The 14,843-nt window shown below is 37.7% G+C and carries 10 protein-coding genes; 5 read left to right on the forward strand and 5 right to left on the reverse strand.

All coding sequences use genetic code 11. The features are described from left to right. Positions 1–165: 165 nt before the first annotated feature. From rpsA to AC3RVF_RS06155, 3 genes are all read right to left on the reverse strand, one after another. A complete protein-coding gene (rpsA, locus tag AC3RVF_RS06145; RefSeq protein ID WP_489689818.1) occupies positions 166–2,016 on the reverse strand; it encodes a 30S ribosomal protein S1 in 1,851 nt (616 codons plus the stop codon). Between the two features lie 243 nt (positions 2,017–2,259). After that, complete coding sequence (locus AC3RVF_RS06150) at positions 2,260–4,941, reverse strand: DNA gyrase/topoisomerase IV subunit A (protein WP_489692995.1); 2,682 nt, start codon at positions 4,939–4,941, stop codon at positions 2,260–2,262. A 188-nt stretch (positions 4,942–5,129) separates the two neighbouring features. Next, positions 5,130–6,980, reverse strand: a complete 1,851-nt coding sequence (locus AC3RVF_RS06155; protein ID WP_489692996.1) for a DNA topoisomerase IV subunit B — start codon at positions 6,978–6,980, stop codon at positions 5,130–5,132. Positions 6,981–7,261: 281 nt separating this feature from the next. Between AC3RVF_RS06155 and AC3RVF_RS06160 the strand changes: the two genes are divergently transcribed. The 3 genes from AC3RVF_RS06160 (at position 7,262) to AC3RVF_RS06170 (ending at position 9,558) form a co-directional block, all read left to right on the forward strand. Continuing rightward, complete coding sequence (locus tag AC3RVF_RS06160; protein WP_489692997.1) at positions 7,262–8,173, forward strand: DnaJ C-terminal domain-containing protein; 912 nt, start codon at positions 7,262–7,264, stop codon at positions 8,171–8,173. Beyond that, complete coding sequence (locus tag AC3RVF_RS06165; RefSeq protein WP_489689814.1) at positions 8,173–8,463, forward strand: chaperone modulator CbpM; 291 nt, start codon at positions 8,173–8,175, stop codon at positions 8,461–8,463. The genes AC3RVF_RS06160 and AC3RVF_RS06165 overlap by 1 nt, the downstream gene beginning before the upstream one ends. A gap of 87 nt (positions 8,464–8,550) precedes the next feature. Further along, entirely contained in the window at positions 8,551–9,558 is a 1,008-nt protein-coding gene (locus AC3RVF_RS06170) for a phosphatase PAP2 family protein (protein ID WP_489692998.1), read from the forward strand. An 83-nt stretch (positions 9,559–9,641) separates the two neighbouring features. Here AC3RVF_RS06170 and ychF read toward each other — a convergent pair whose 3' ends face one another. Next, complete coding sequence (ychF, locus tag AC3RVF_RS06175; protein ID WP_489692999.1) at positions 9,642–10,736, reverse strand: redox-regulated ATPase YchF; 1,095 nt, start codon at positions 10,734–10,736, stop codon at positions 9,642–9,644. 202 nt (positions 10,737–10,938) lie between these two features. Between ychF and AC3RVF_RS06180 the strand changes: the two genes are divergently transcribed. After that, on the forward strand, positions 10,939–11,412 hold the full coding sequence (locus AC3RVF_RS06180) for a hypothetical protein (RefSeq protein WP_489689811.1): 474 nt from the start codon (positions 10,939–10,941) through the stop codon (positions 11,410–11,412). A 239-nt stretch (positions 11,413–11,651) separates the two neighbouring features. After that, positions 11,652–14,372 carry a TonB-dependent receptor gene (locus tag AC3RVF_RS06185; protein ID WP_489693000.1) on the forward strand — a complete coding sequence of 907 codons (2,721 nt, stop codon included), beginning with the start codon at positions 11,652–11,654 and terminating at the stop codon, positions 14,370–14,372. A gap of 92 nt (positions 14,373–14,464) precedes the next feature. On the opposite strand, the gene AC3RVF_RS06190 is transcribed toward AC3RVF_RS06185, so the two are convergent. Continuing rightward, a complete protein-coding gene (locus AC3RVF_RS06190) occupies positions 14,465–14,815 on the reverse strand; it encodes a 4Fe-4S binding protein (protein WP_489689809.1) in 351 nt (116 codons plus the stop codon). Positions 14,816–14,843: the final 28 nt, after the last annotated feature.

Here is a 14,843-nt window from a genome sequence, read left to right on the forward strand (position 1 = left end):
TTGTAATTATAGAATACACTTTCAAGCAATTTTAAGTATTTCTTCAGATTTTGAGTTGAAGAAAAAGTGACTCCAGATTTCAAATAGCTTTATATTTTCAATTTAACCCAATAAAAAAAGCCTCCCGTTTCCGGAAGGCTTTTTAGTATTTATAAAATGATACGATTATACTTTACCGTCCATTTTGTCTTTAAGTGCCTGAAGCGCAGAGTTAGCATCACCTAAAGTGGTTTTTGCCTCTTCTTGAGAAGTTGCTTGTTTTTTCACAGCTTCTTTTACAATTTTCGCTTCTTCTTCTTTGTGAAGGATCATATGTGAAGCAACCACTTTCTTGAATTCTTTGTTGAACTCAATAATTTGGAATTCTGCTTCATCACCTTTCTTCAACATAGAACCATCTTCTTTTTCAAGGTGACGGCTTGGTACGAATGCTACGATATCCTCGTTAAAGTTTATTGTTGCTCCTTTGTCTACTACTTCTGCAATTGCAGCAGTGTGCTTAGTTCCAACAGCAAATTCAGCTTCGTATTTATCCCAAGGGTTTTCTTCAGTTTGTTTGTGACCTAAACTTAGTTTACGACCTTCAACATCTAATTCTAATACAACAACTTCAAGAGTGTCACCAATGTTGGTAAACTCGCTTGGGTGTTTGATTTTCTTAGTCCAAGAAAGATCGCTTATGTAAATAAGACCATCAATACCTTCTTCTAATTCAACAAAAACACCAAAGTTTGTGAAGTTACGTACAATACCTTTGTGGCGTGAAGCAACTGGGTATTTAGTAGTAATATCAGTCCATGGGTCTGGAGTCATTTGTTTGATACCAAGGCTCATTTTGCGCTCTTCCTTATCCATTGTAAGGATTACCGCTTCAACTTCGTCACCAACATTTACGAAATCTTGTGCACTACGTAAGTGTGTAGACCAAGACATTTCGCTAACGTGGATAAGACCTTCAACACCTTCAGCAACTTCAATAAATGCACCGTAGTCTGCAATAACAACTACTTTACCTTTTACTTTATCACCAACTTTCAACTCTTCACCAAGAGCTTCCCATGGGTGAGGATTCAATTGCTTAAGACCTAATTGGATACGTGTTTTATCTTCATCAAAATCAAGAATTACAACGTTCAATTTCTGATCAAGTTCAACGATCTCATTTGGATGGTTGATACGTGACCAAGAAAGGTCTGTAATGTGAACAAGTCCATCAACACCACCAAGATCAACAAATACTCCGTATGAAGTGATGTTTTTAACAACACCTTCAAGTACTTGACCTTTTTCAAGTTGGCCGATGATTTCTTTTTTCTGCTCTTCAATATCCGCTTCAATAAGCGCTTTGTGAGAAACAACAACGTTTTTAAATTCGTGGTTAATCTTAACAACCTTGAATTCCATTGTTTTACCAACGTAAATATCGTAATCGCGGATTGGTTTAACATCAATTTGCGAACCTGGTAAGAATGCTTCGATACCGAAAACATCTACGATCATACCACCTTTTGTGCGGCATTTTACGTAACCGTTTACGATTGTAGCTTCGTCATGGGCAGCATTTACGCGATCCCAAGCCTTAATGGTTCTAGCTTTACGGTGGCTAAGAATTAATTGACCTGTACTGTCCTCACGAACGTCGATCAATACTTCTACTTTGTCACCAACTTTTAAATCTGGATTGTAACGGAATTCGTTTAAAGAAACAACACCTTCACTTTTCGCGTTAATGTCAATGATTGCATCACGGTCTGTAATGAAAACCACTTTTCCTTCAACAACTTCGTCATCCAAAGTGTCAACGAAATTCGCTGCTACCAATTTTTCAAATTCTTCCAGCTTACCATCGTCGATAGGATCGATTCCTTCTTCGTAGTTGTGCCAGTTAAAATCTGCAAGAAATTTGTCTGGATTGCTCTCTTTAAGAGAAACTTCCTTTTGAGGTTTTGTAGCTTCCTCGTTTTGAGTTGCGGTATCTTCTACCTGCACTTCTTCTTTGTTTGCTTTATCAGCCATTTGTTTGTGAAATTGATTTCTGAGATTTCCGCCTTCGCGGAAATGACAAAAAATCAATGTTTTGTATTCTGCTTTGTTACAAGATTTTAATGCGACTATCCCACAGAAGGGTTCTTTTTGTTTTGTTTTAATAGCTCTTATTCTTGACTCGTCGCTAAGAGGGGTGCAAAAATAATGTTTTTCTTTTGAAAATCAAAAGGTTTGGTGGTTGAAAGTGAGAATTTCTAATGTTTTTTTGAAGAGTTAAAACAACGACCCCTGCCCGCCTTCGCCTGTTTTTGAATCGTCTTCTTTATCTGAATCAGTTTCATCCTGTGAATTTTCATCTTCTGAAGCTAAATCTTCTTCATCAACAACATCTATTTCTTCAGGTTCTACTGGTGATGGCGGCACGTATGGCAAAGATTCCATGGCGTTTATTTCCAAAACTTTATCTTTTGTAAGCTGATTCCCCATCGCTGCAATTCCTTTAATCGCGATAAACTCTTCCAGATTTAGTTCTAAGTTTTCTTCCCTATCCTGCCCTCTTTTTTTGGCGAATATCACTTCGGCCATTGGACGGTAATCGGTAAATATTTTTTCTAAATATGAATTGGGGTGATCCGAAATAATTGTTTCATCTCTATCAGGATGCTCTACTAAGAAACGCTTTACATAAAACAACTCCTTTTCGCCTGCCCAATAAATAGCGCTCAACGGCTTTTTAGGGTCCCACTTTTCAAGAATAATTACATCATCATCAAAACGAAGCTGAATGTCTGGGATTACGGTTTTTACAATACCTTTTTGGTTTACGATAAGCAATCTATCTTCTTTGCGAAATTCACCTAAAAGCTCACCTCTATCGTCCACATTTAAACGTTGTACAGAATCGTCGAACCATATTTTACGAGGCTTTAGCGTGGAAAGTCCCTTCTCTTTCAATTCAATTTTTCTGATAGAATATTTAGTGACAATATTCCCTTTTGAATTTCTTCCTTTCACTAATTGATCGGCAAAATCTAAATCGAATTTTAGCTTTTTAATACTTCCGCTTTGGCGTAAAAATATGGTTACAACCTCAGCTTCCCCATTCGGATTCGCTGTAAAATAAAGCGCTTTAGAGCCTTTATTTCCATTGGTCATATCGTATTCTCTATCGCGCGTAGTAGATGTTACTGCAAAACGTTTCACGTAATTTGCGCCACGTGCTCCGTCGCGATACACCATATTATAAATGGTGCGCTTGTCTTTCTTTTTAAAGATAGCCACGTGAATAATATTTTTACCAATAAAAGTTTTGGCGTCCACTCTGGTAACCATCATTGTACCATCTTCTGTGAAGACAATAATATCGTCAATATCGCTGCAATCAGTAACGTATTCATCGCGTTTTAAACTCGTACCTACAAAACCTTCTGCGCGATTTACGTAGAGTTTTGTATTTCTGATTACAACTTTGGTAGCTTCAATATCATCAAAGGTTCTGATCTCTGTTTTACGTTCCTTTCCAGCGCCATAATCTTTTTTCAGTCGTTTAAAATAGTCGATTGAATACTCAATTAAATGTGCTAAGTGATGCTTTATCTGAGCGATGCTATCTTCCAGCGCATCAATCTTTTGTTGTGCTTTATCAATATCGAATTTAGAAATTCTTTTAATTCGAATTTCAGTTAAACGCACAATGTCTTCTTCGGTTACAGCTCGCTTTAAATGTTGGGTATGCGGTTTCAAACCTTTATCTATCGCGGCAATTACCCCCTCCCAAGTTTCTTCCTCTTCTATGTCGCGGTAAATTCTGTTTTCAATGAAAATGCGTTCCAAAGAAGCAAAGTGCCACTGCTCTTCCAATTCATCTAATTGAATTTGAAGTTCGCTTTTAAGAAGCTCAACCGTGCGATCGGTACTTACGCGAAGCATTTCCGAAACACCAACAAACAACGGTCTATTATCCTGAATTACACAGCCCAAAGGCGAAATAGACGACTCACAAGCCGTGAAAGCATAAAGCGCATCAATGGTTTTGTCAGGTGAAATTCCGCTGGGTAAATGGATTTGGATTTCAACCTCAGCAGCGGTATTATCCTCTATTTTCTTAATTTTTATTTTCCCCTTTTCATTCGCTTTCAGAATAGTATCAATCAGCGATGAAGTATTGGTTCCAAAGGGAATTTCGGTAATTACGAGTGTGTTTTTATCAAGCTGGTTAATTCTTGCACGACTTCGGATTTTTCCTCCTCGCATACCATCATTATAATTGGCAACATCCATAATTCCACCCGTAGGGAAATCTGGATAAATCTGAAATTTTTTGCCTTGCAAATGCTTAATTGAAGCATCAATAAGTTCAAGAAAATTATGCGGAAGTATTTTAGTTGAAAGTCCAACTGCAATCCCTTCCCCACCTTGATTTAAAAGCAACGGGAACTTTACTGGAAGATTAATCGGTTCCTTTCTACGACCGTCATACGAAGCTTGCCATTTGGTGACTTTTGGGTTGTAAACCACATCCAAACCAAACTTTGAAATCCGGGCTTCAATATATCGCGAAGCCGCAGCGCTGTCGCCTGTTAGAATGTTTCCCCAGTTACCTTGAGTATCTATTAATAAATCTTTTTGTCCAATTTGCACCATGGCATCGGCAATACTGGCATCCCCGTGCGGGTGGTATTGCATGGTATGCCCAACAATGTTTGCAACTTTGTTGTAGCGCCCATCGTCCAAGTCTTTCATGGACTGCATTATACGACGCTGAACAGGCTTAAAACCGTCTTCAATTGCAGGTACAGCACGTTCCAGGATTACGTAGCTGGCATAATCCAAAAACCAGTCGCGGTACATTCCGGTTACCTTTTTAATGGTTTCACCAGAAGTATCGTCGTTTACACCCAAATAATCTGGGCCTGTGTTTTGTTGTTCTTCGTTATTGTCGAGTTCGTCACTCATTTATATTCTGTATTCTTTATTTTCTATTTTTTTCCTCTGTGAAACTCTGTGGTTCTTTGTGAACCTCTGTACTATAGCTATTACGCAGAGTTGCGCAGAGGTTTCACAGAGATTCACAAAGGTTTATTTTCACGATTGGCACACGATATATTGCCAATTGCACGCGATAAATCGCGAGCCTACATTAATTATTCTTCCACTCGATCCAATTCCACCTTCAAATTTTCAATAATAAACTCCTGTCTATCGGGCGTGTTTTTTCCCATATAAAACGAAAGTAATTCTTCAATGCTCATAGATTTGTCCAGCATTACAGGATCTAAACGAATGTCGTTTCCTATAAAATGCACAAACTCATCCGGCGAAATCTCACCCAAACCTTTAAAGCGGGTTATTTCTGGTTTTGGCTTTAATTCTTCCATCGCGTCTCTTCGCTCCTCTTCGGAATAGCAATAGATAGTTTTCTTCTTATTTCGAACGCGAAATAGCGGCGTTTGCAAAATATACAAATGTCCCTCTTTTATTAATTCAGGGAAAAATTGAAGAAAGAATGTAATTAGCAATAATCGAATGTGCATTCCGTCCACATCGGCATCTGTTGCAATTACGATGTTATTGTATCGCAAATCTTCCATCGAATCTTCAATGTTTAGTGCAGCTTGCAAAAGATTGAATTCTTCATTTTCGTAAACAATTTTCTTGGTCATTCCGTATGTATTCAACGGTTTTCCACGAAGTGAAAAAACTGCTTGCGTATTTACATCGCGACTTTTGGTAATACTACCACTCGCAGAATCTCCCTCGGTAATAAACAAAGTAGATTCTAAGTTTCTTTCATTTTTAATATCTGCAAGATGCACGCGGCAATCGCGCAATTTTTTATTGTGAAGACTTGCTTTTTTAGCGCGGTCTTTGGCGAGTTTTCTTATTCCACTTAGTTCCTTTCGCTCACGTTCGGCTTGTACTATTTTACGCTGAATTCCATCAGCCGCCTCTGGGTTTTTATGAAGATAATTATCGAGCTGTGTTTTGAGGAAATCATTTATAAACGTACGAACCGTTGGCAGTCCGCCACCCATATCTGTTGAGCCAAGCTTCGTTTTTGTCTGACTTTCAAAAACGGGTTCTGTAACTTTAATGCTAACTGCTGAAACTATACTTTTTCGCACATCGCTGGCATCATAATTCTTGTTGTAAAATTCACGAATGGTTTTTACTAATGCTTCGCGAAAAGCAGCTAAATGCGTACCACCTTGGGTTGTATTCTGTCCGTTTACAAAACTGTGATATTCCTCGCTATATTGCGTTTTACTATGCGTTATCGCCACTTCGATATCTTCCCCGCGAAGGTGAATAATCGGGTAAGCCATATCTTCATCGCTAATAGTTTCCTGCAAAAGATCTTTCAATCCATTTTCAGAATAAAACTTTTCGCCATTAAAATCTATCGTCAGTCCCGGATTGAGATAGACGTAGTTTTTCAGCATTTTTCGCACATATTCTGTGCGGTATTTGAAGTTTTTAAAAATACTTTCGTCCGGAATAAAAACTACTTTTGTCCCTTTTCGCTTTGTCGATTCTTCAATTGCGAGGTCGTTTGTAAGTTCACCCAAAGAAAACTCTGCAACTTTCATTTGATTGTCGCGAATAGATTCTACTTGGAAAAAGGATGAAAGTGCATTTACCGCTTTGGTACCAACCCCATTCAAACCGACAGATTTCTTAAAAGCACGGCTGTCGTACTTCCCTCCCGTGTTCATTTTCGAAACTACGTCGATCACTTTACCGAGAGGAATTCCACGACCGTAATCGCGAACTTTCACTTCTTTATCTTTAATGCGCACTTCGATGGTTTTTCCAGCGCCCATTACAAATTCATCAATACAGTTATCTATAACTTCTTTTAGAAGAATATAGATACCGTCATCGGGCGAAGAGCCGTCTCCGAGCTTCCCGATATACATCCCTGGGCGCATCCGGATATGCTCTTTCCAGTCGAGCGAGCGTATGTTGTCTTCGGTATATTGTGTATCGGACATAAGATTGGGTGTAGGGTGGCTAATATAAATATACGCGAGCACTTGTGAAACCAATACTTGGGAAAGTAATTAACAATAAAATGAAAATGATTGTTAGTAAAATGTTTCCATAACTCCAAAGAGTGTAAGGTCCCCTCCAACCTTCTCAAAGTGTAGGAATTTAGGCAATAGTTCCCCTTTCGGGGTTAGGGAGACTGCTAAATTTTTGTGAATTAATGATCCTTCTCATAGAATTGCTCCAATTCTTTTTATAATTTCAACACTTAAACAAAAAACCTTAAATGGAATTTATAGACTACTACAAAGTTCTTGGGCTGGACAAAAGTGCGACAGCAGCCGATATTAAAAAAGCCTATCGCAAACTTGCCAGAAAACTACACCCAGATTTAAATCCGAATGATAAAACTGCACAAGAAAAATTTCAGAAGATAAACGAAGCGAACGAAGTTTTAAGTGATGCTGAAAAACGTAAAAAGTACGACCAATACGGTAAAGACTGGCAGCACGCCGATACTTTTAAAAAAAATAGACAGCAGCAAGGTTCGCAAGGCTTTGGCGGACAACGATCTTATTCAGGCGGAGGACAAGGTTTTGATGAAAGTCAGTTTTCAGACTTTTTTGAATCGATGTTTGGCGGCGGTGGCGGTTTTAGCGGAGGTGGTGGCAGAAGGCAAACTTCGCAATTTAAAGGTCAGGATATGAACGCTACCCTTCGTTTAAACTTAACCGATATTTTAGAAAGCCAAAAACAGACTATTAGTATTGGCGATAAAAAAATAAGACTTACAATCCCAGCTGGCGTTGAAGATGGGCAGACCATTAAAATAAAAGGCTACGGTGGCGAAGGATTGAATGGAGGCCCAAAAGGCGATTTATTAATTACTTTCGAAATTTTCAACAATACAGCTTTTAAAAGAATGGGCAGCGATATTTACAAAACTGAAAACATAAGTCTTTACAACGCATTATTGGGTGGAGAAATAACTGTTGAAACCTTAAACGGTGCGGTAAAATTAAAAGTGAAACCAGAAACCCAAAGCGACACTAAAGTTAAACTGAAAGGTAAAGGATTGCCAAAATATAAAAAGGAAGATCAACACGGCGATCTTTATATTACTTACAAAATTGAACTTCCGAAAAACCTTTCAGATAAAGAAAAAGAACTGTTTTATGAACTTTCAAAACTGAGATAATGGCTAGAGAAAAATATATTTTAGTAAGTCACTACTGCAAACACACGCAAATTGAAGATGCTTTTATAGAAAGGCTTCACGAGTTTGGACTCATTACTTTTGAAGAGAAGCAAAACGATGCTTTTATTGACGAAAAGGACATTTCGGAAATTGAGCGTATGTTTCGACTACATAACGATTTAGGTATTAATTTCGAAGGATTGGACGCCATTAAACAAATGCTGAAGCGCATAAATAGAATGGAAAAGGAAATGAATTTACTTCAAAAAAAATTGCGGTTGTACGAATAACCAATTGCAAATACTACGGTAAATTCTTCTTATGGAAATGTTAAATTGAATTTTTTCGATTTCACAAACTCATACCTTTATCCGTATATGAAAAAAACCATCCTACTATTCGCAATATTTGCTACAGCAAATTTTTATGCGCAGCAATCTGTGCCAACCACCACTGACACATTAAACAATACTACAACTAATTCTCAACGAATTGGACGTTCAGTTTCTGATTCAGTTATAGTTAGCAGTCAAAATTATCAGCAAATTTCTACCCAAAATAGTTTTCAGCCAAAAGTGGAAACAGGTTTACAAACACAAAAAAGCGACTCTCCCTACGAATGGAAATGGGTCCGCGATGGAATTTGGACAGGAACAGCTCTTGGCGCCAGTGCTTACGGACTCATACTTATCCAAGATAAAAAGGATTTACCAATTGCCGATCGCGCACAATTTTTAGATGAAGTTAGCCTTCAAAAAAAGATTGATAAATTGAATTTTTTAGATCAATGGGCTGCTGGAAAACATAACGAAAATGCTAGTGCAATGAGCGATATTCCTTTTGCCCTGTCATTTGTAGCGCCTTTCGCACTTCTTTTTGACGATGAAATTAACGATCATACGGGGCAGTATATTGGGTTATATATTGAAAGTTTGGCAACAACTGCTGCACTTTACACCATTACCGCTGGATTAGTAGATAGAAGTCGTCCTTATGTTTATGATAACAGTGGCGATACTAGTGAAGATAGACGTTTTAAAAACAATGGGCAGCGATCCTTTTATTCTGGACATGTAGCTGCAACTGCAACAGCAACCTTTTTTGCGGCAAAAGCTTACAGCGATTTTAACCCAGATGCAAGTGGAAAAGTATTTGTTTGGGCAGGTGCCGCTACACTTCCCGCAGCAGTAGGTCTTTTAAGAATTGAAGCCGGGCAACATTTTTTAACTGATGTTTTAGTAGGATATGTATTAGGTGCCGGTACAGGAATATTAATTCCAGAGCTACATAAAAAGAAAATGGAAAATGTAGATATTTATCCAAGCTCCGGAACTAGTTTCAACGGAGACAGCTATAACGGAATGGCTTTTAGATATACTTTTTAGAGGTGAAATTTGAGACGTGAGATAAAAAGTAAATTTTTAATTTTCTTAAATCTCACGTCTCAAATCTAATATCTAGTCTCTCTTTAAACGTTGAAACGGAAATGCATTACATCGCCATCTTTTACGATGTATTCCTTCCCTTCTACGCCCATTTTTCCAGCTTCTTTTACTTTGGCCTCGCTTCCAAAAGTTACGAAATCGTCATATTTAATAACTTCAGCACGAATAAAGCCTTTTTCAAAATCTGTATGGATTACCCCAGCGGCTTGTGGCGCAGTAGAACCAACGGGAATTGTCCAAGCGCGAACTTCTTTCACTCCTGCGGTAAAATAGGTTTGAAGATTTAATAATTTATAAGCGCTACGAATCAATTTTGCAGAACCAGCTTCGTCAAGTCCTAAATCTTCTAAAAACATTTGGCGCTCATCGAAGGTTTCCAATTCGGTAATATCTGCTTCTGTACCAACTGCCAAAACTAAAACTTCAGCATTTTCTCCGGCAACGGCTTCTCTCACTTTTTCAACGTAGGCATTTCCAGTTGCTGCAGAATTTTCATCTACATTACAAACATACATTACTGGTTTGTCTGTAATAAATTGCGCGTTTACAATATATTCTTCGCGTTCTTCATCGGTTAATGCTATTGCACGAACAGAAATACCAGCTTCTAATCCAGACTTCACTTTTAAAAGTGCCGTTTCTTCTTTTTGAGCTTCTTTATTTCCGGTACGAGCGGCACGTTTAACCTTTTCAAGCTTTTTGTCGACAGTCTCCAAATCTTTCAATTGAAGCTCAATATCGATAGTTTCTTTATCGCGAATTGGGTTTACATTACCATCAACGTGAATAATATTATCGTCATCAAAACAACGCAAAACGTGTAGAATTGCATCTGTTTCGCGAATGTTGCTCAAAAATTGGTTACCAAGGCCCTCACCTTTACTTGCTCCTTTTACAAGACCTGCAATGTCAACTATTTCAACTGTTGCAGGAAGAACACGTTCGGGTTTTACTAATTCTTCAAGTTTTAATAAACGGCCGTCTGGCACATTTACAACACCTATGTTTGGTTCAATAGTACAGAATGGAAAATTTGCACTCTGCGCTTTTGCATTCGACAAACAATTAAAAAGAGTGGATTTTCCAACGTTTGGCAATCCTACGATACCTGCTTTCATCTAATATATTTTTTTAAGGGCAAACCGCACATAAAATTGCTTCGGTTTACGAGGGTGCAAATATACATCTTCAAAGCAGACTATCAATGTTTGATTTAAATGCTTTCAAGAAAAAGTTTAGGTTTTATTTCACTATTAATTCACAGGAGTTTAACGATAATAGGGTTATTTTTACTCGGTAAACCGTAAATAACCAATAATTATGAAAAAAGTAATTTTAAGTTTTGCCTTAGCTTTTATAAGTATAACGGCAATTAACGCCCAAGTAAACAAGGATGTTCAATCTACTACCACTGTAAAAAAAGTAACCCAAAAGGGAACTGATGTGAAGGTAAAGGTAATGGAGCAGACTGAAATAGATAGTGAAACGATTCAAGTTGAAGGTACAGATAAGCAAGATCAATCGTCTGAAGTTGTAAAGAAAAAAGATATTGCTACACAAATGGTAAAGGACGATGTATCTTATGATCTTGCAAACCAAAACCAGCAAATAGCGATTAAGCAACAACAGGAAGCAGAACTTGCTAAAAATATTGCAGAACTAAAAGAAAAATCTGCTAAAGAAGCCGAAAAATTGCGTCAAGAAAAATTAATGGCGCAACAAAAGGAACTTGAAGCAAGAAGAGCTGAGTTAACAAAAAGACCTGATGGAATGGCAAAATTGAAAACAGATTAAATAACTTTGATTATTGCATAAGTAAAATCCGCCCCTTAATTGGGGCGGATTTTTTTTTGAATTTTTTTAAACCTTTCCCCATTAAATATACTGTGTGGTTGTTATGTTAGATAATTCGTTAGCGCTATGTCCTTCAAATTTATGTGCAAAACCTTGTTTATAAATTGAATCTAAAACAGCCCAAACAATAAATTATTTAGCTAACTTTAACAATTAACTAACATTAAAAACAACAACCAATGAAAAAAATTACACTTTTATTATTTTTTATTTGCGGTTTTGCATTCTCGCAAGTAAACGTTTCCGGTACGGTAACCGATGACTCTGGAATCCCGCTTTCCTTTGTGAATGTGGTTGAAAAAGGAACTTTAAATGGAACTACAACATCTATAGACGGTGTTTTTAAAATTGAGGTAAAAGAAAATGCCACGTTAACCTTTAGCTACGTTGGTTTTAATACCCAAGAAATTGAAGTAGACGGGCAAACTAATATTCAAGTTACACTTACTGAAGGAGAATCCTTAGCAGATGTTATGCTCGTGGGTTCACGTAGCCCAAAAAGAACAGTAGTAAATTCTGCGGTTCCAATAGACGTAATAGACGTAGAAAACACAACCTTACAAGTAGGTAAAGTAGAAATAAACGAACTTTTACAATACGCAGCGCCATCTTTTAACGCTAGCAAACAATCAGGTTCAGACGGTGCAGACCATATTGACCCCGCTTCTCTTCGAGGTTTAGGACCAGACCAAACTTTGGTTCTAATAAATGGTAAAAGAAGACACCAATCTTCGTTAATAAATGTTTTTGGAACACGAGGTCGTGGTAACACGGGTACAGATTTAAACGCAATCCCAGCGAGCTCCATTAAAAGAATAGAGGTTTTACGCGATGGAGCCGCAGCACAATACGGTAGTGATGCTATTGCAGGTGTTATAAACATAGTTCTTAAAGACAATGTAGATGAATTAACCGGAAGTGTTTCCTATGGAGCTTACAGCAATAATGCAGATGTAGACACAAGCGCTTTTACCGATGGCGATTACGGTTTATGGAATACAGATGGTTTTCGTCTTGATACAGATAAAGACGGAAATGCAATTGGAAAAGATAAAAGTTTTGATGGAGGTTCAGTAAAATTTGGTGCTAACTATGGCTTTGCTATTGGCGAAAAAGGTGGTTTTGCGAATTTTACAACTGAATATATTAATAAAAATAAAACATTACGACCTACTTTCGATTTCAGAAAAGGGTTTGGTGAAGCAGCCATCGAAGGTTTCAATTTAATGGGAAATGTTGGAATTCCCGTTGGAGAAAAAACTGAAATTTATGCATTCGGAGGTAGAAATTATAGAGATACCGATGCATACGCATTCACCAGAAATGATGGTAATCGGGTTGTTGAATCAATTTACCCAAATGGTTACACGCCGCGAATTACTTCAATAATCACAGACAATTCAGTAGTTGCAGGTGTTAAAACCGAAACAGATACTGGTTGGAAAATAGATATTAGCAACGCTTACGGAATTAACAATTTTCACTACTATATAAAAGGGACGCTAAATGCTTCTTTGGTAGATCGGTCTCCCAATGAGTTCGATGCTGGTGGACATACATTGTCGCAGAATACAGTGAATTTAGACTTTTCAAAATATTACGATGACGTTTTAAGCGGAATGAACCTAGCCTTTGGGGCAGAATATAGAACGGAAAATTTTAAAATTTTCGCAGGTGAAGAAGGCTCATATGCAACGTACGATGTTAACGGAGTTGCTGTAAATGCTAATACACCCGAAGCCGACATAGTAATTTATAGAGACAACGATGGCAACCCTATTTTAGATGATGATGGTAACCAAATATTAAGACCAGGTGGTTCTCAAGGTTTTCCGGGATATGGCCCAGCGAATGAGGTGGACAGAAGCCGTTCTAACGTTTCAATATATGCTGATGGGGAATTCGATTTAAGCGAAGCCTTTTTAATAAGTGCTGCCGGACGTTTTGAAAATTACAGCGATTTTGGAAGCACTATTAACGGAAAACTTGCAATGCGTTATAAAGCTACCGAAAATATAAACGCTAGAGGTTCCATTAGTACTGGCTTTAGAGCTCCTTCATTAGCACAGAAGTATTACAACCTGAGGTTTACCAATTTTATTGGTGGCGTTGCAAGCGATCAATTATTATCTCCAAACAATAGCCCAGTTACGGCTTCTTTTGGTATTGGACAGTTGAAAGAAGAAACATCCACCAACGCCAGCTTGGGTTTCACAGCTAACTTTTCAAAATTCACAGCTACTGCCGATCTTTATTATATAGACGTTAGAGATCGAATTGTTTTAACAGGAAATTTCCCTGCTCCACAAATTGATAATGTAGATTCTGCACAATTTTTCGTGAATGGTGTAGATACAGAAACCACAGGACTTGATGTGGTTTTGACGTATAAAGACAATTTTGATGATAACACTATGGGCGTATCTGTTCTGGCGAATTTCAACAATATGGCTATTACACATGTTAATAATGGTATTTTGGCCGAGCAAACATTTTTCGGGGAAAGAGATAAAGCATTTTTATTAGCTTCAGCTCCAGAAAGTAAACTGGTTGGAATCTTAACTTATGAAAGAAAGTGGTTTAATGCTGCTTTAACCGCAACACGTTTTAGTGAAGTTAAACTTTTAGATTTCCAAATGTTTGAATCTGCTGGCGATTATGGCGGTTTTGAAAATCAAATTATAGCTGCCACAGATACGTATTCATCAAAATTTGTGACAGATCTTAATTTAGGTTTTGAGATTTCAGATAATATAAAATTGAATGTTGGATCAAACAACCTTTTCAATGTTTATCCAGACCAGCAAGATGACTGGACAGAAGGCGGTGGATATTGGGATTCTGTGCAAATGGGATTTGGCGGTGCTTTCTATTATGCTCGTGTTAATTACAATTTTTAATATTTCACATTTATAATTACTCACAATGAAAATCGCCCTTCAAACTTACGTTTGAGGGGCGATTTTATATTAGAATGTTTTTAATAAATCAATTAACCTTTGTGCATAAATGCTTGCTTCGCTAATAATACTTCTTCAGACTCTACGTGTTCATCATCTGGTACGCAGCAATCTACTGGACATACGGCCGCACATTGCGGTTCATCGTGAAAACCTTTACATTCGGTACATTTATCTGCTACGATAAAATAAATTTCATCGCTCACCGGCTCCTGTGCCTCATTGGCATCCACTTGTTTTCCGTTTGGCAGTACAACTTTGCCTTCTAAATCTGTGCCATCAGCGTAACGCCAATCATCTGCACCTTCATAGATAGCTGTATTAGGGCATTCAGGCTCGCAAGCACCGCAGTTTATACATTCGTCCGTTATAATAATTGCCATGGTATTTACTTTTTCTAACTTTGTGCAA

It is taken from the genome of Aequorivita sp. IT1183 (genome assembly GCF_058068265.1).